Raw genomic sequence first — 15,505 nt, forward strand, 5'->3', positions numbered from 1 at the left:
TGAGCCCGCTGACGGGCGAGCGTGACAGTTATAAGCGGCCATTATGACGAACGTATGACAATTGTGTGCACCTGTGACCTGTCGTCGCAGTTATTGTCGTTGTAGGAAATGTTCACGTCGAGACACATTTCGATACTTTCCTGAATGTGTCTGAAGGGTTAGGCTGCGCGTTCATTTCGCCAGCACCCAGACAATGCTCCAGCAATTTCTACATGACTTCGGCTACCTGGCCCTGTTCATCGGCACGTTCTTCGAAGGTGAAACCATCCTCGTGCTCGCAGGTTTCCTGGCGTTCCGCGGCTACATGGACATCAATCTCGTGGTGGTCGTGGCGTTCTGCGGCAGCTACGCCGGTGACCAGCTGTGGTATTTCCTGGGCCGCAAGCACGGGCGCAAGCTGTTGGCGCGCAAGCCGCGCTGGCAATTGATGGGTGATCGCGCCCTGGAGCACATCCGCCGGCACCCGGACATCTGGGTCCTGAGCTTCCGCTTCGTCTATGGCTTGCGCACGGTGATGCCGGTGGCGATCGGCCTGTCGGGCTACCCGCCGGGCCGTTACCTGTTGCTCAACGGCATCGGCGCGGCGATCTGGGCCACGGCGCTGGCCGCCGCCGCGTATCACTTCGGCGCGGTGCTCGAAGGCATGCTGGGTAGTATCAAGAAATACGAGTTGTGGGTACTCGGCGCCTTGTTGGTCCTCGGTCTCTGCCTGTGGCTGCGTCGCCGCATCAAGAATGCGCGGCTGGCGAAGAAGACCCTTGAAGCCGAACGCCTGGCGCAGAGCCGGCCCGCTGAACCTACGACGCCAACCGAGTGAATCGGCTCCGGCAGCCATACAGGCCGATGCCGCTGAGCAGACCGTAACTGAACACACCGACCCAGGCCAGTGGGCTGGCCGGCCATAACCCAGCCATCGGCGCCAGCCACACCAGCAGCAGGCTCGACACCAGCCGCAGGCACTCCAGCCGTAGCGCCCACGGGCGATTCTCCAGGGTCGCGCCCAGCACGAACAAACCCAGCGCCACCGTGCCCCAGCCCAACACCAGTGCGGCCACCGGCAAACGCGTCTCCAGATTCATCAAATAACTGCCCAAGGCAATGTAGACGCAGAATTGCAGCACCACGTACCACTGCTGGCGCCCATCCAGCGGCACCTCGAATTTCTCGAAACGGTTCAGGTCCGGCTTGGCCAGCGGGTACTTCGCCGCCACGTCCGCCGGCCGCCAACCGGTGGGCATGAACCAGATCCGCAGCTTGTCCCACCAGCGTCCGGCTCGTCGAGCGTCCGACCACAGCTGGGCGTAAAACTGCAGGTTGGCCCACAGCGGATTCCAGCTGGCCAGTGGCGTGGTGACGCCGAAGATCACCGGCTCGTTGTCGTCTTCTTCCTGGAAGGTGCCGAACAGACGGTCCCAAATAATGAACACCCCGCCGTAGTTGCGATCCATGTAGAGAGGGTTCTGTGCATGGTGGGCGCGATGATTGGACGGCGTGACGAAACACCACTCCAGCCAGCCGAGCTTGGGAATGTGTTGGGTGTGGACCCAGAACTGGTACAGCAGATTCAATGCCGCGACGCTGACGAACACCCCCAGCGGCACCCCGGCGACCGCCAGCGGCAGGTAGAAGACCCAGCTCAGCAGGAAGCCGGTGCTGGTCTGGCGCAACGCCGTGGACAAGTTGTAGTCCTCGCTCTGGTGATGCACCGAGTGGGCGGCCCAGAGGATGTTGCGCTCATGGCCCATGCGGTGCAGCCAGTAGTAGCACAGGTCGTAGAGCACGAAGGCGAACACCCAGGTCCAGGCCTGGTCGCCCGGCAACGAGAAGATCGCCAGGTGCTTCAAGGCAAAGGCGTAGGTCACCAGGCCCACGCCCTTGGTCAGGAGGCCGGTGGTGGTCGACAGCACGCCGGTGCTCAGGCTGTTGATCGCGTCCGCGACCCGGTAGTGGCTGACCCCGCGCCAGCGATCGGCCAGCAATTCGACGGCAATCAGGACGAAGAAGAACGGCACGGCATACAGAATGAAATTCATGATGCGACCCGGGCAAGCGAAGCAGGGAGATAGTCGGCAGATTAGGTGTAGCTGCCGGATAACCCTATGGCAACGAATGACAAATTAGTGGACATTTAACGCCATGAATCTGGAGAAAAACCCATGAGCAAAAAAATTGCAGTGATCCTTTCCGGCTGTGGCGTGTACGACGGCGCCGAAATCCACGAGAGCGTGATCACCTTGCTGCGCCTCGACCAGCGCGGCGCCCAGGTCCAATGTTTCGCCCCCGACATTGCCCAACGGCATGTGATCAACCACCTGACGGGCGAAGAGATGCCCGAGAGTCGCAACGTGCTGGTGGAATCGGCGCGGATCGCCCGGGGCGAGGTCAAGGACCTGCGCGAGGCCAACGTCGAGGATTTCGACGCGTTGATCGTGCCCGGCGGCTTCGGCGCGGCGAAGAACCTCTCCAGCTTTGCCGTCGAGGGCGCCGGGTGCACGGTCCAGCCGCAAGTGCTGGCCCTGGCCGAAGCCTTTGCCGAAGCCGGTAAACCGGTCGGTTTGATGTGCATCTCGCCGGCCCTGGCAGCAAAAATCTACGGCCCTGGCGTGCTCTGCACCATCGGCACCGACGCCGACACGGCCGCCGCCGTGACCAAGATGGGCGGCACCCACGAAGACTGCGCCGTCACCGACATCGTCGAGGACACCGCCCGCAGACTGGTTACCACTCCGGCCTACATGTTGGCCAAGAACATCAGCGAAGCGGCCTCGGGCATCAACAAGCTGGTAGACCGGGTGCTGGAACTGACCCACGAAAACGACGCCTGACCTCCCCGCCCAGTCCCACAGAGATAGCCTGGACCCTGTGGGAGCGGGCTTGCTCGCAAAGACGTCGGTTCAGCCGGCCTATTCGTTGGCTGACACACCGCTTTGGCGAGCAGGCCAGCTCCCACAGGGGCGCTGAGCAGGATTCAAGATTGACGCGCCAATTGCGTCAATAGCCGATCCAGCGCATTGGCGAATACCTGCTTGTCCCGCTCGCTGTACGCCGCCGGGCCGCCGCCGACATGGCCCTGTTCACGCAGGTCAGTGAACAGGTTGCGTACCGCCAGCCGCTCCCCCATGTTCTGGGCATCGAATGCCTTGCCGCGGGGATCAAGGGCCGCGACGCCCTTCTTCACCAATCGGTCGGCCAGGGGCACGTCGCTGCAGATCACCAGTTCGCCCGGCGCGGCGTGCTCCACCAAATAGTCGTCCGCAGCGTCGGGGCCACTGGGCACCACGATCAGCTTCACACAGGCCAGGCCTGGCTTGATCTGCGGCTGACCCGCCACCAACACCACCTCGAACCGACGCTTCAGGGCGAACTTGACCACCAGGTCCTTCGCCGCCCTGGGACAAGCGTCGGCGTCGATCCAGACGCGCATCAGGACACCTGCACCTTGCGCTTCTCCGCCACCCAGCTACGGCCATACAGCACGACGATCGCCAGGATCGCCACCACTTGTGCGGCCAGCGAATAGGCATCGGCATGAATACCCAGCCAGTCGAAGTCGAAGAAGGCCACCGGACGGGTACCGAAGATCCCAGCCTCCTGCAACGCCTTCACGCCATGGCCGGCGAACACCACCGACAGCGCGCACAGCAACGCGGCGTTGATGCTGAAGAACAGCGCCAGCGGCAACTTCGCCGAGCCGCGCAGGATCACCCAGGCCAACCCGACCAGCAGGACCAGCGCTGTCGCGCCACCCGCTAACACCGCGTTGTGCCCGGCGGGACCTGCCTGCAACCACAGGGTTTCGTAGAACAGGATCACTTCGAACAGTTCGCGATAGACCGAGAAGAACGCCAGGATCGCGAAACCGAACCGGCCGCCGCCCCCCACCAGACTGCTTTTGATGTAGTCCTGCCAGGCCGCCGCGTGGCGCCGGTCGTGCATCCACACCCCCAGCCACAACACCATCACACTGGCGAACAACGCGGTGGCGCCTTCGAGCAACTCACGCTGGGCGCCGCTGACGTCGATCACATAGGCGGCCAGCCCCCAGGTTGCCAGGCCGGCCAGCAACGCCAGGCCCCAGCCGATGTTGACGCTGCGCACCGCCGATTGCTGGCCGGTGTTACGCAGGAACGCGAGGATCGCCGCCAGTACCAGAATCGCTTCCAGGCCTTCACGCAGCAGGATCAACAGCCCGGAGATATAGCTCAGCGACCAACTCAAGCCATCGCCGCCCAACAGGTCGGCGGACGCCTTGAGTTTCGCCTTGGCCGCATCCAGGCGCTGGGCAGCCTGCTCCACCGGCAAACCGTCCTGCAGCGACTGACGGTAGGCCATCAGGGCTTTCTCGGTGTCTTTGCGCACATTGGCGTCGACGTTATCCAGCGAGCTCTCCACCAGCTCGAAACCTTCCAGGTAGGCCGCTACCGACAGGTCATAGGCCTGGTCATGGTCACCGGCACGATAAGCCGCGATGCTTTTGTCCAGGGTCGCCGCGGTGTAGTCGAGCAACTGCGCCGGGCCGCGTTGCACCTGCGGGGGCTGCGCACGCTGGGCTCGGAAGGTGGCCGCCGCTGCTGGGCCCTGGGCGGCGAGGACTTCGGCCGGGGTCTGGCGGGCGAGGTCGGCCAGGTTGTAGGTCTGCTCGCCCTTGGCAGCGGCCGGGTCGGCGCTGAAGCTGGCGATGTAGGTGGCCAGGTCCCAGCGTTGACGGTCGTCGAGCTGATCGGCGAAGGCCGGCATGTCGGTGCCTTCGATGCCCATGCCGAGGGTGTTGTAGATCGCATAGAGGCTCAGGCGATCCAGGCGCTGGCCATCGCGCAGGTTGGCCGGCGGTGGCTCGAGGCCGACGCCGGCCGGGCCATCGCCGGCGCCGTTGGCACCGTGGCACACCGAGCAATTCTGGGCATACAGCGGCGCGCCACGGCTCGGGTCCGGGGTGATCACCGGCGCCTGGCTGACCTCATACGCCACCGCCAGCCGCGCGCCCAACTGCCGCGCCAGGAGGGCGACTTCGGCGCCCTCCTGGCGCTGGGTGATTGCACTGCGCAGGGCGCCGATGCCCTGGGTCAGCTCAGCCTTCTGCGGCTTGGCCGGCAGCCCGGCGATCAGCCCTTCCAGCGCCTGGGTGAATTCCAGCTGTTCACGGTACTCGGCCTCGTCGATGACCTTGCCTGCCTCGACCGTCGCCGGATAATCCGCCCCGATGTAATCCAGCAGATGCAGCGCCTGGGGGGCGCCTTCGACGGTGTCGGCCAACAGATAGGGGCTGCACAGGGCAAGCAACGGCAGTGCGAGCCAGGCCAGGAAACGAAGCGGGGCAGTCATGAATGACTCTCGATTGGTAATAAGAAGTAACACATTGTTCACTTCCAATGCCTTCGGCTCAAGGGCCGATGTGATTTAGGGGCATATTTTCATCGGATATTCACCCTTTGGAGGTGATGTCACAAAAACGGCATTTCGAAATTGAAAAGCCATTACATAGCCAAGCGCCACGTTTATAATCCCGCCGCCTTCTTATCGTTGGATGGCATAAGAGCTCCTCGCTTGATGAGGAACCGACAGCGCAGCGACGCCTGTCCGTGGGATCGTTCCAGCCCGACCCGCACACCCCCGGCTGCTATTCAGGGAAGAAATGTTCATGGCATCCCGTGCCGTTTTTTCGATCGCCCTCGGGGCGGTGACCTTGTTGTCCGGCTGCTCGGCCTTTCGCAACTACGATGGCGAACTGGCCCAGACCAACCAGCAGTTGGCTTCCGGCAATGTCGACGCAGCGCTGACCCTGCTGGAAAAGAACAACAGCAGCCAAGACAAAGACCTGCTGTATTACTTCGAGAAAGGTGAGCTGCTGCGGGCCAAGGGCGACCTGTCCGGCAGCCAGACCGCCTGGAACAGTGCCGACCAGCAGGTTGGCCAGTGGGAAGACGCGGTCAAACTCGACACGGCCAAGTACGTGGCGCAGTTCGGCAGTTTCCTGGTCAACGACAAAGTCCGCCGCTATGAAGGCTACGACTACGAAAAAGTCATGCTCACCACGCAGATGGCCCTGAACCTGCTGGCCGTGAACGACTTCGACGGCGCACGGACCCAGATCAAGAAAACCCACGAGCGCGAAGCGGTGATCGCCGACCTGCGGGACAAGGAGTACCTCAAGCGCGAGGAAGAAGCCGAGCAGCAAGGGGTCAAGACCGAGTACAAGGATCTCAAGGGCTACCCGGTGGCCAGCCTCGACGCCCCGGAAGTGGTCAGCTTGAAAAACAGCTACCAGAGCGCCTTCAGCCATTACCTGGCCGGTTTCGTCTACGAAGCCCTGGGGGAAAAGGACCTGGCTGCGCCGGGCTATCGCAAGGCCGCCGAACTGCGCCCGAACACGCCGCTGCTGGAGCAGGCCCTGCTCAATCTTGACAAGCCCGCCGCCAAGACCGACGACAGCGACGTCCTGATCGTGGTGCAGAGCGGCCTGGCGCCGTCCCGGGACTCGGTGCGCATTCCCCTGCCCCTGCCCATCAGCGGCAACCTGGTGATCACGCCGTTGTCGTTCCCGGTGATCAAGCCCGATACCTCCACGGCGACGTTCGCCCAGATCGGCGTCGACGGCCGCCAGATGGACCTGACTCAACTCAACAGCACCACCGCCATGTCCCGCCGCGCCCTGCGCGACGATATGCCCGGCATCATCCTGCGCACCACCGTGCGTGCGATCACCAAAGGCGTGGCGCAAAAGCAGATCAACGACACCAACCCCCTGGCCGGCCTGGCCGTGGGCCTCACCTCGGCGATCCTCGAGGGCGCCGACACCCGTACCTGGCGCACCCTGCCGGACTACACCCAGGTGGTACGCCTGCGCCTGAAGAAGGGCGAGCACCAGGTCACCCTGCCAAGTGCGGTGGGCGGCTCGGTGGTCAAGGTCAACGTGGATCAGCGCTACCAGGTCATCAGCCTGCGGGCGGTGGGCAACCAGGTTTTCGCCGGCGGCCTGGCGGCCCAGGTGATCCCGACTGCCACCCCGAGCGCGGTCGCCAGCCTCAAACAACCTTAAGAACGGAGTCTTTGTTCACATGCGTCTAAAACTGATCGCCGTCGGCGCCCTGGCCTTGCTGGCTGGTTGCGCCACCCCGCCGCCACCGGAGCCGGGCACCGCTGCCAGCAAGGTCGTGGCCATGGGCAAGACCAAGAACATCGTGGTCGGCGCCATGCGCGTGGCCCGGGAAAACGGCTACATGACCGTCAATGTGCAGCTGAGCAACACCAGCTACAACAACAAGACGATGTACTACCGCTTTGCCTGGCTGGGGCCGGAAGGCTTTCCGATTGCCGAGGAAGAAACCTGGAAGACCCTGACGCTGTATGGCGAGCAGACCAAGTTCCTCCCGGCCATCGCGCCAACGCCCAAGGCGGTGGACTTCCGGTTGGAAATCAATACGCCTTGAGGCCGGTTTCTGTCAGTCGAGCCAATGCCGATTCTGTGGCGAGGGGATTTATCCCCGTCGGGCTGCGAAGCAGCCCCCACCGCTCGCATCGGTAAGCCTGTCAGAGGGTGTCCAGCTGTTTATTTCGGGCTGCTGCGCAGCCAGCGGGGATAAATCCCCTCGCCACAAAAACCATTACGCCGACATTTGAGAGCACACCACATGTTCCTACGCATTTCCTCCCTCGCCCTCGCCGTCCTGCTGGTCAGCGGCTGCGCCAACAACTCGCCGGTACTGGGCAACAAGAACATCAGCTATGGCGACACCAAGGCCGTGGAAACCGTCACCAACGAGTTCGGCTCCACCGACCTGCAGATGATCGCCGAGTCCATGACCCGCTCCCTGGCCCAATCCGGTGTCCTGCAGGGCCGTCCGGTGGTTCAGGTCTACGACGTGAAGAACAAGACCAGCGAATACATCGACACGCGGGAAATCACCACCAGCATCAAGACCCAGCTGATGAAGACCGGGGCCGCGCGTTTCGCCAGCGACAACAACGCCATGGACAGCCAGGTCGACCAGCTCAAGCTGCAGAACCAGAGCGGTCTCTACAAGAAGAGCACCGTGGCCAAGACCGGCAACATGATCGCCGCCAAGTACCGCATCGAAGGCTCCATCAGCTCGATCGTCAAGCGCAGCAGCGACTACAAGGACGTTTTCTACAAGTTCAGCCTGCAATTGATCGACGTCGAGAGCGGTCTGGCCGAGTGGATGGACGAGAAAGAAATCCGCAAGACCACGGAGCGTTAAGCCATGCGCACATGGATTGGCATCATGGCCCTGGCCTGCGCGTTCACCGCGCAGGCGGCCCCGAAAGTCGCCGTCACCGACCTGGCGTACCAGGAGCGGGTGGAGGAATACATCCACACCGTTTCGGCCCAGAGCAACTTCCAGGCGAACGCCTACAGCGCCAGCGCTTCGTCGAGCTACGACGAAATGGAAGCCACCAGCAGCTACATCGAGCAGGGTGAATTGCGCAAGTTCACCGGCGACATCAAGGGCGAGATCCTGCGCAGCGGGATGTTCCAGCTGGTGCAGGGCACGCCGTACACCGCCTCGTCCAAGGGCGACGTCTATGACGTCATCAAGCGAATCAAGGCCGGGAACTTCAAGGGGGCCGACTACGTATTGTTCGGCACGGTGTCGGACATCGACTTCACCCGCGACATCAACGAGCTGGCGAACACCAACAGTTACTCGGCGGTGCTGGCGTTGACCCTGGTGGCGGACTTCAGCCTGATCAACACCAAGACGTTCGAAATCACCTCGGCGTTCACCGCCATGGGCGAAGGCCAGGACACCAAGCTGCTGAACCACCGGGACGTGCACATCAGCCTCAACCGCCCGCGGGTCGTGCGTGAAGTGTCCAAGGCCCTGGGGGAAGACGTGGCGCGGCAAATGAGCGAACAGCTCGGCGGCCCGAGCTACGAACAACCCCGCGAGCCCGCGCAGCGTAACAACCTGCCACGGGATACGGCGCCGGTGATCCTGCGCTAAGTCTTAGCGCCAATGGATGATGTTTCTGTGGCGAGGGAGCTTGCTCCCGCTCGGTCGTCCGACGCCTCGGGCGTAGCGACCGCAGGCTTTTGGGGCTGCTGCGCAGCCCAGCGGGAGCAAGCTCCCTCGCCACAGGTCCGCCGTGTCTCCAGTGCCTTTTCCGATAGAACGGATTACACCGCCGCCTTGCGAATCGTCGCCAGCAACCCTGCCGCGCCAATGAACAGCCCGGCAAACGTACGGTTCATCCGCCGTTGCTGTTTCGGGGTGCGCAACAGACGCAAGACCTTCGACGCCAACCCGGTGTAGCCGGCCATGACGATCAGGTCGACGCAGATCATGGTCGTGCCCAGGATCAGGTATTGCTGGATCAGGGGTGCGTGGGGGTCGATGAACTGCGGCAGTACCGCCAGCATGAACACCAGCGCCTTGGGGTTGCTGATGTTGACCAGGAAACCGCGAAACACCAGCGCCATGGGTTTGCCGATCGGCCGCACGGCCGCGTCATCGCTGATGTCGCTGGGAATGGCCCGCCACTGCTTGATGCCCAGGTAGACCAGGTACGCCACGCCAAACCATTTGATCGCATAGAACGCCGTGGCCGAGGCGGTGAGGATCGCCCCCACGCCGGCGGCAACGATGGCGATCTGCAGTGCCAGGCCCAGTTGCAGGCCCAGGGCATTCCAGTAGCCACGCCAGAAACTGTATTGCAGGCCGCTGGACATCGATGCAATGGCACCGGCACCCGGCGAAAGACTGATCACCCAGCAGGCGGCGAAAAACGCCAACCATGTTTCCAGCACCATTGCACACCTCGGCTCGAATTCGTCGAAACGAATACGCTAATGCGCCGCTGCACGGTTGACCACTGTTTTTTTCTGCTCGGGTTGAAGGGGGACTGCGAAGACCGCCCTACTCGACGAAACCGCCGACCGGGAATGCCTCGCTGCCACGCCAGCGCCGGACCGAACGCTGGAAGAACAGACTGTTGGGCACTTGCACCATGGAGCTGCCGGTGCCGAGCTCCTCAGGCTCGATCAGCGTGGTGTAGAGCAGGTTGATCGCCACCACCCGCCCCTTGATGCCGGGCTTGTCGGTGGCCTCCACCAACTCCACCACGTCCCCCAGGCGAAACGGGCCGACGGTGTAGATCAGCACGGCGCAGAGCAGGTTCGACAGCACACTCCAGATGGCGAAGAACGCCACCGCCGCCACCGCGACGAAGCCCGACAGGGCGGTCCACAGCACCGTGGCCGAAACACCCAGGCGCTCCAGCACGATCAACACCGCACTGCCCATGATCAGCCAGCGCAGCACACCCCGCAGGATGATCAGCAACTGCGGCGGGAAGGGATAGCGCTCGCCCAGGCGCGTGAGGGCGCGCGCCACGAAGCGCTGGGCAAAGTAACCGACCAGCAGGATCAGCAGGACTTGCACACCGAGCCAGATCGGCTCGATCCACATCACGGGAACAGGCAACGCCAGGGCTTCCATCAGGACAACGCCTCCAGCTCCGCTTGCAGGTTTTCCAGCACTTCCAGGGCTTGCATCCAGGCTTCCTCCAGCTCCGCTTCTCGAACTTTCAGCTTGGCCTGTTCGGCCAGCAGGTCACGCAACTCATCTTTGCGCGCCGCCTCGTAGAGACCGCTGTCACCCAGGCTGGTTTCGATTTTCTGCAGCTTTTCATGCAGCTTGCCCAGTTCGGCCTCGAGCTTGTCGGCCTCGCGCTTGTGGGGCGCCAATTGCTGGCGCAAGGCGGCTGCGGCCTGGCGCTGGGCTTTTTTGTCGGTCTTGTCCGGGTTGACCGGCGTGGTGCTGACCGGTGCGTTGCGCTGGCGATAGTCCACCAGCCAACGTGCGTAATCCTCCAGATCGCCGTCGAATTCCTCGACCTTGCCGTCGGCCACCAGGAAGAAGTTGTCTGTGGTGCTCTTGAGCAGATGTCGGTCGTGGGACACCACCAGCACGGCGCCACTGAATTCCTGCAAGGCCATGGTCAGGGCCAGGCGCATTTCCAAGTCCAGGTGGTTGGTCGGTTCGTCGAGCAGCAACAGGTTGGGCCGGCCCCAGGCGATCAGCGCCAACGCCAGGCGAGCCTTTTCACCACCGGAGAAATTCAGCACCGGCTCATCGATGCGCGCGCCACGGAAATCGAAGCCACCGAGGAAATCGCGCAGGGTCTGCTCGCGCTCGGTCGGCGCCAGGCGTTGCAGGTGCAGCAGCGGGCTGGCCTTGGCATCGAGAGAATCGAGCTGATGCTGGGCGAAGTAGCCGACCACGGTGTTCTCGCCACGGGTCAGGCGACCGCCCAACGGCTGGAGTTCACCGGAGAGGTTCTTGATCAGGGTCGACTTGCCGGCGCCGTTAGGCCCCAGCAGGCCAATCCGCGCACCGGGGGTCAGTTGCAGCTTGACCTTCTCCAGCACGGTCTTGTCGCCGTAGCCCAGGCGTGCGTCGGACAGGTCGATCAGCGGGCTGGAGATTTTTGTCGACTCGCGGAAGACAAAGTCGAACGGCGAATCCACGTGGGCCGCCGACAGCTCCTCCATCCGTTCCAGCGCCTTGATCCGGCTCTGGGCCTGGCGGGCCTTGGTGGCCTGGGCCTTGAAGCGGGCGATGTAGCTTTCCATGTGCGCACGCTGCGCCTGCTGCTTCTCATAGGCCTGCTGTTGCTGGGCCAGGCGCTCGGCGCGGGCGCGCTCGAAGGCGCTGTAGCCGCCACGGTACAAGGTCAGCTTGCGCTGATCGACATGGGCGACGTGATCGACCACGGCATCGAGGAAATCGCGGTCGTGGGAAATCAGCAGCAGCGTGCCCGGATAACCCTTGAGCCAGTCTTCGAGCCAGATGATGGCGTCGAGGTCCAAGTGGTTGGTCGGTTCATCGAGCAACAAAAGATCCGAGGGGCACATCAGGGCCTGGGCCAGGTTGAGGCGCATCCGCCAACCGCCGGAGAAATCGCCGACCTGGCGGTCCATCTGCTCATTGGTGAACCCCAGCCCGGCGAGCAATTTGCGCGCGCGAGCGTCGGCGGTGTAGCCGTCGGCGCTGTCGAGTTCCGAGTGCAGGCGGGCCTGGGCGGCGCCGTCGTGGGCCGCCTCCGCCGCCGCCAGGTCGCGTTGAACCTGACGCAGGCGCAGGTCGCCATCGAGCACGTAGTCCACCGCCAGCCGCTCGAGGGTATCGACCTCCTGGCGCATGTGGGCGATACGCCAATCGGCCGGCAGCATGCAATCGCCCGAGTCCGGGTGCAGCTCGCCGCGCAGCAAGGCGAACAGGCTCGATTTGCCGGCGCCGTTGGCACCGATGAGGCCGGCTTTGTGGCCGGCGTGCAGGGTCAGCTCGGCGTCTTCTAGCAGACGTTGCGGGCCACGCTGTAAAGTCAGGTTCTGAAGTCGGATCATAATGGCGGCGGAGTCTACCAGCTTCGCTCGCAACTGGCGCGAGTAGCACGATGTCCCCTGATCTTTGGCGTTTCTCCCTGGACCTCTATGCCAAGCCCGGCGTGGAAGCCGCCTGCCTGGCATCGCAAGAGGCCGGCATCAACGTGTGCCTGCTGCTGTGCAGCCTGTGGCTGGACCAGCGCGGCGTGCCCTGCAGCGAACCCCGACTGCACACGCTTCGACCGTTGGCCGAGGCCTGGGACGCCGAGGTGGTCAGGCCCCTTCGCAGCCTTCGCCGGCAATGGAAAACCATGGCCCAGCAAGACCCGGCGCTCGACAACCTGCGCGAACAGGTCAAGCGGCTGGAGCTGGAGGCCGAGCGGCGGTTATTGGAACGATTGGAAGCGGCGGCCAAGGATTGGCCACCGGCACAGCACGAGGGTTCAGCCCAATGGCTGCAAGCGCTGACGGCGAGTGTCGAACCTGCACACCACGACGCGCTGCATCAGCTGCGCGTCGTGGTGTCCGGCACTTAGGAAGCGCTGGTTGGGGTGCTGGTGCTCGGCGCCACGGAAGCGGACGGGCTGACTGCCGGCGCTGGAGTGCTGGCGGTTGGCGCAGGGGACGCTGCCGGAGCAGGCGCGGCGGTGGCCGGTTTGGCGGCAGGCGCAGCCGACGGTTTCGCGGCCGCTGGTTTTTTCACGGCGGGTTTGGCTGCTGGCTTGGCAGCAGCTGGCTTGGCAGCAGGTTTGGCCGCCGCCTTGGCAGGTGCCTTGGTCGCGGCAGGCTTGGCGGCGGTTTTTACGGCAGGCTTGGCTGCAGCGGGTTTGGCCGCCACTGTTTTGGTGGCTGCTGGTTGGGCGGCGGGTTTCGCGGCGGCTGTTTTGGCAGCGGGTTTTGCCGCCGGCTTGGCGACAGGTTTAGCGGCCGGTTTTGCAGCGGTGGTTTTCGTCGCAGCGGGTTTGGCAGCTGCGGTTTTTGCGGCAGGCTTGGCAGCCGGTTTAGCCGCCGGTTTTACCGCAGGCTTGGCCGCGACAGGCTTGGCGGCCGCGGTTTTTGCAGCCGGTTTGGCGGCCGCTTTAACGACTGGCTTTTTGGCCGCAGGTTTTGCAGCGCTGGCAGCGACGGGTTTGGCCGCTGGCTTGCTCGCGGTCTTGGCGGGTGCTTTCACAGCAGGCTTGGCCGCTACCTTGGCGGGCGTTTTTGCCACGGCAGGTTTAGCCGCCGGCTTCTTGGCCGATACAGCAGCAGGCTTGGTGGCACGCAATGTCAGCGCCTTGCCCGCAGCCTCTTGCACGCGACCTACGCCCTGGGCCAGTTTCAGGCTTTCCTGGGCATCGCGTTTGAGTTGGAGAATGTAGGCGCGGGTCTCGGACTGACGATCCTTCAAGGCGTCGAGCAGGTCTTCGAGTTCTTTCACGCCGTCCTTGGCCTTGGCTTGTGCCTTGGCCTTGCCGGCGGTGGCGGCGTCTTGCAGTTTGGTGCGCGACTTGTGCAGTTTTTCCTGCGCCTTGCCGCGTTGTTTTTCCAATTTGGCGAGCAGTTTTTCAGCATCAGCCATCGCTTGGGAGCAGGCATTTTCCAGATGCTCGAGCAAGCTGCCCGAGAGTTGTTGGAGCAAGTGCAACGGAGTGTTTACAGGCTTCTTGGTGGCCGACATGGTTTACCTCCTGACTGACGTGAGTGCGGCTCATACTAGACCTCTGCTGCAACCGCCGCTAGGGCATGTTGACAGTACACAAGACGTTGCGTTGCAAGGTACGAAAAATCTTCTTCATCCGCGCCAGGGCAACCCACCTCTGCACCTGTCGGCACTGGCATAATCCCTCGATTCGAGGCCGGAGATCCCCCATGTTGCGTCACCTGTTCCTGTCCCTGTGCATGCTTGGCTCCATGGCCCAGGCCGCTGACAAAACCAACGCAAACGATGCCCACGACCTGGCCTACAGCCTGGGCGCGAGCCTGGGTGAACGCCTTCGCCAGGACGTGCCCGACCTGCAGATCCAGGCCTTGGTCGAAGGCCTGCAACAGGCTTACCTGGGCAAGCCGCTGGCCCTCAGGGATGAACGCATCGAACAGATCCTGGCCGCGCATCAAGCGCAACTGACAGCGCAGTCGCTGCCACCTCAGGACGCGAAGGCGTTGAAGACGGAGCAGACATTTCTCAACGAAGAAAAGAACCGACCCGGCGTCCAGCAACTCGCGGACGGCATCCTGCTGACGGAGCTCAAGCCAGGCAAAGGTGCGAAGGCAGGCCCCCATGGCAAGGTCCAGGTGTTGTACATCGGGCGGTTGCCGGACGGCACCGTATTCGACGCCAATCACCAGGCCCAGTGGTTCAATCTCGACAGTGTGATTGACGGCTGGCGCAGCGCATTGCCGCAGATGCCGGTCGGCGCGAAGTGGCGCCTGGTGATTCCTTCGACCCTGGCCTATGGCGCCGAAGGTGCCGGGGATGTGATCCCGCCTTTTACGCCGCTGGTGTTTGAAATCGAACTGCTCGGCGCGACGGGCTAAGGTCGCCCAAACGAAAAACGGTGCGCCATGCGCACCGTTTTTTCATGCCTGCAAACCTTCAGGCCTGGACTGCGGCTTCTTCCTTGTGTGCGTTGTGCAGCACTTCGATCAGGCAGTCTTCCAGCTCGAAACGCTCGTGCAGCAAGCCGCCCAACTCCTTGAATTTCTCAGCCACGCACTTGCCTTCATCGCACAGGTCGTTGAACGCCAGCAGCTTCTCGGTGATGACGTCGATGCGCGGGTAGATCTGCTCGGCGAGCTCCAGGCCACGCTTGTCGTTGAAGGCCTTGGCCTCGCCCGTCAGTTGTTCGTAGATCTCGAAATGACCGGCCGATACATAGTCGACCAGCACACCGCAGAACTCCTGCAAGGGCTTGCGGCTTTCGCTCAGCGCTTCAGGCTTGTCGCCGAGGACGTCATAGGCCCGCACCAGTTCGTGACGCTCCTGCAACCAGCGATCGATCAGCAGATGCACCCCACCCCAGCGTTCCTGAGCATTCTGACAACTTTCGAGCATGGTGATTTCTTCCCTTGTGAGTCATGCCCCTCGCAGCCTGCGCACACCTGGATAACCAGGGACAAGCCAGACACAACATGTTCGAGTGACACGATTCCGATGACACGTGCGGGCCAGATTATGCC

16 protein-coding genes are annotated in these 15,505 nt (G+C 63.2%); 8 read left to right on the forward strand and 8 right to left on the reverse strand.

Translation table 11 applies throughout. From position 1 onward, the window contains the following. The first annotated feature begins 193 nt into the window (after positions 1–193). Entirely contained in the window at positions 194–817 is a 624-nt protein-coding gene (locus KI241_RS26325; protein WP_042731153.1) for a DedA family protein, read from the forward strand. Here the strand turns inward: KI241_RS26325 and KI241_RS26330 are convergent. Continuing rightward, complete coding sequence (locus KI241_RS26330) at positions 798–2,033, reverse strand: sterol desaturase family protein (RefSeq protein WP_042731152.1); 1,236 nt, start codon at positions 2,031–2,033, stop codon at positions 798–800. The genes KI241_RS26325 and KI241_RS26330 overlap by 20 nt on opposite strands. 123 nt (positions 2,034–2,156) lie before the next feature. Between KI241_RS26330 and elbB the strand changes: the two genes are divergently transcribed. Next, positions 2,157–2,825: an isoprenoid biosynthesis glyoxalase ElbB gene (gene elbB, locus KI241_RS26335; RefSeq protein WP_042731151.1), complete on the forward strand. Its 669-nt coding sequence runs from the start codon at positions 2,157–2,159 to the stop codon at positions 2,823–2,825. A gap of 143 nt (positions 2,826–2,968) precedes the next feature. Here the strand turns inward: elbB and KI241_RS26340 are convergent, their stop codons facing one another. Both KI241_RS26340 and KI241_RS26345 read right to left on the reverse strand, forming a co-directional pair. Beyond that, positions 2,969–3,424 carry a YaiI/YqxD family protein gene (locus KI241_RS26340; RefSeq protein WP_042731150.1) on the reverse strand — a complete coding sequence of 152 codons (456 nt, stop codon included), beginning with the start codon at positions 3,422–3,424 and terminating at the stop codon, positions 2,969–2,971. After that, a complete protein-coding gene (locus KI241_RS26345) occupies positions 3,424–5,322 on the reverse strand; it encodes a cytochrome c/FTR1 family iron permease (RefSeq protein WP_042731149.1) in 1,899 nt (632 codons plus the stop codon). Before KI241_RS26345 ends, KI241_RS26340 begins: the two co-directional genes overlap by 1 nt. A gap of 316 nt (positions 5,323–5,638) precedes the next feature. On the opposite strand from KI241_RS26345, the gene KI241_RS26350 reads away from it, so the two are divergent. The 4 genes from KI241_RS26350 (at position 5,639) to KI241_RS26365 (ending at position 8,963) form a co-directional block, all read left to right on the forward strand. Then, a complete protein-coding gene (locus tag KI241_RS26350) occupies positions 5,639–7,036 on the forward strand; it encodes a lipoprotein (protein WP_042731156.1) in 1,398 nt (465 codons plus the stop codon). Positions 7,037–7,055: 19 nt separating this feature from the next. Beyond that, complete coding sequence (locus KI241_RS26355; RefSeq protein ID WP_042731148.1) at positions 7,056–7,427, forward strand: YcfL family protein; 372 nt, start codon at positions 7,056–7,058, stop codon at positions 7,425–7,427. A gap of 201 nt (positions 7,428–7,628) precedes the next feature. Then, positions 7,629–8,216 (forward strand): penicillin-binding protein activator LpoB, encoded by a 588-nt coding sequence (gene lpoB, locus KI241_RS26360; RefSeq protein ID WP_042731147.1) that lies wholly within the window; start codon positions 7,629–7,631, stop codon positions 8,214–8,216. A 3-nt stretch (positions 8,217–8,219) separates the two neighbouring features. After that, complete coding sequence (locus KI241_RS26365) at positions 8,220–8,963, forward strand: hypothetical protein (protein WP_042731146.1); 744 nt, start codon at positions 8,220–8,222, stop codon at positions 8,961–8,963. A gap of 173 nt (positions 8,964–9,136) precedes the next feature. Here the strand turns inward: KI241_RS26365 and KI241_RS26370 are convergent, their stop codons facing one another. From KI241_RS26370 to KI241_RS26380, 3 genes are all read right to left on the reverse strand, one after another. Next, positions 9,137–9,769: a LysE family transporter gene (locus KI241_RS26370; protein WP_212803139.1), complete on the reverse strand. Its 633-nt coding sequence runs from the start codon at positions 9,767–9,769 to the stop codon at positions 9,137–9,139. 106 nt (positions 9,770–9,875) lie between these two features. Beyond that, positions 9,876–10,457 carry a mechanosensitive ion channel family protein gene (locus tag KI241_RS26375; protein ID WP_042732879.1) on the reverse strand — a complete coding sequence of 194 codons (582 nt, stop codon included), beginning with the start codon at positions 10,455–10,457 and terminating at the stop codon, positions 9,876–9,878. After that, entirely contained in the window at positions 10,457–12,367 is a 1,911-nt protein-coding gene (locus KI241_RS26380; RefSeq protein WP_047735794.1) for an ATP-binding cassette domain-containing protein, read from the reverse strand. The genes KI241_RS26375 and KI241_RS26380 overlap by 1 nt, the downstream gene beginning before the upstream one ends. Positions 12,368–12,417: 50 nt before the next feature. Here KI241_RS26380 and KI241_RS26385 point away from each other — a divergent pair, with 50 nt between their 5' ends. Then, positions 12,418–12,882, forward strand: coding sequence for a TIGR02444 family protein (locus KI241_RS26385; protein WP_047735793.1), 465 nt, complete (start codon positions 12,418–12,420; stop codon positions 12,880–12,882). On the opposite strand, the gene KI241_RS26390 is transcribed toward KI241_RS26385, so the two are convergent. After that, the gene (locus KI241_RS26390; RefSeq protein ID WP_212803140.1) at positions 12,879–14,006 is read right to left on the reverse strand and encodes an AlgP family protein; all 1,128 of its coding nucleotides are present in this window, start codon (positions 14,004–14,006) and stop codon (positions 12,879–12,881) included. The genes KI241_RS26385 and KI241_RS26390 overlap by 4 nt on opposite strands. Positions 14,007–14,197: 191 nt before the next feature. On the opposite strand from KI241_RS26390, the gene KI241_RS26395 reads away from it, so the two are divergent. After that, positions 14,198–14,863, forward strand: a complete 666-nt coding sequence (locus KI241_RS26395) for an FKBP-type peptidyl-prolyl cis-trans isomerase (RefSeq protein WP_042730379.1) — start codon at positions 14,198–14,200, stop codon at positions 14,861–14,863. 58 nt (positions 14,864–14,921) lie between these two features. Here the strand turns inward: KI241_RS26395 and KI241_RS26400 are convergent, their stop codons facing one another. Next, the gene (locus tag KI241_RS26400; protein WP_042730380.1) at positions 14,922–15,380 is read right to left on the reverse strand and encodes an Rsd/AlgQ family anti-sigma factor; all 459 of its coding nucleotides are present in this window, start codon (positions 15,378–15,380) and stop codon (positions 14,922–14,924) included. Positions 15,381–15,505: the final 125 nt, after the last annotated feature.

The organism is Pseudomonas sp. Cab53, from assembly GCF_018325965.1.
Classification (GTDB): Bacteria; Pseudomonadota; Gammaproteobacteria; order Pseudomonadales; family Pseudomonadaceae; genus Aquipseudomonas; species Aquipseudomonas chlororaphis_E.

Bases quoted from the DNA above. Each gene is read 5' to 3' on its own strand.
- KI241_RS26355 (WP_042731148.1), top strand. From the start codon at position 7,056: ATGCGTCTAAAACTGATCGCCGTCGGCGCCCTGGCCTTGCTGGCTGGT.
- elbB (WP_042731151.1), top strand. From the start codon at position 2,157: ATGAGCAAAAAAATTGCAGTGATCCTTTCCGGCTGTGGCGTGTACGAC.
- KI241_RS26370 (WP_212803139.1), bottom strand. From the start codon at position 9,769: ATGGTGCTGGAAACATGGTTGGCGTTTTTCGCCGCCTGCTGGGTGATC.
- KI241_RS26350 (WP_042731156.1), top strand. From the start codon at position 5,639: ATGGCATCCCGTGCCGTTTTTTCGATCGCCCTCGGGGCGGTGACCTTG.
- KI241_RS26340 (WP_042731150.1), bottom strand. From the start codon at position 3,424: ATGCGCGTCTGGATCGACGCCGACGCTTGTCCCAGGGCGGCGAAGGAC.
- lpoB (WP_042731147.1), top strand. From the start codon at position 7,629: ATGTTCCTACGCATTTCCTCCCTCGCCCTCGCCGTCCTGCTGGTCAGC.
- KI241_RS26390 (WP_212803140.1), bottom strand. From the start codon at position 14,006: ATGTCGGCCACCAAGAAGCCTGTAAACACTCCGTTGCACTTGCTCCAA.
- KI241_RS26380 (WP_047735794.1), bottom strand. From the start codon at position 12,367: ATGATCCGACTTCAGAACCTGACTTTACAGCGTGGCCCGCAACGTCTG.
- KI241_RS26385 (WP_047735793.1), top strand. From the start codon at position 12,418: ATGTCCCCTGATCTTTGGCGTTTCTCCCTGGACCTCTATGCCAAGCCC.
- KI241_RS26365 (WP_042731146.1), top strand. From the start codon at position 8,220: ATGCGCACATGGATTGGCATCATGGCCCTGGCCTGCGCGTTCACCGCG.
- KI241_RS26325 (WP_042731153.1), top strand. From the start codon at position 194: ATGCTCCAGCAATTTCTACATGACTTCGGCTACCTGGCCCTGTTCATC.
- KI241_RS26400 (WP_042730380.1), bottom strand. From the start codon at position 15,380: ATGCTCGAAAGTTGTCAGAATGCTCAGGAACGCTGGGGTGGGGTGCAT.
- KI241_RS26345 (WP_042731149.1), bottom strand. From the start codon at position 5,322: ATGACTGCCCCGCTTCGTTTCCTGGCCTGGCTCGCACTGCCGTTGCTT.
- KI241_RS26395 (WP_042730379.1), top strand. From the start codon at position 14,198: ATGTTGCGTCACCTGTTCCTGTCCCTGTGCATGCTTGGCTCCATGGCC.
- KI241_RS26330 (WP_042731152.1), bottom strand. From the start codon at position 2,033: ATGAATTTCATTCTGTATGCCGTGCCGTTCTTCTTCGTCCTGATTGCC.
- KI241_RS26375 (WP_042732879.1), bottom strand. From the start codon at position 10,457: ATGGAAGCCCTGGCGTTGCCTGTTCCCGTGATGTGGATCGAGCCGATC.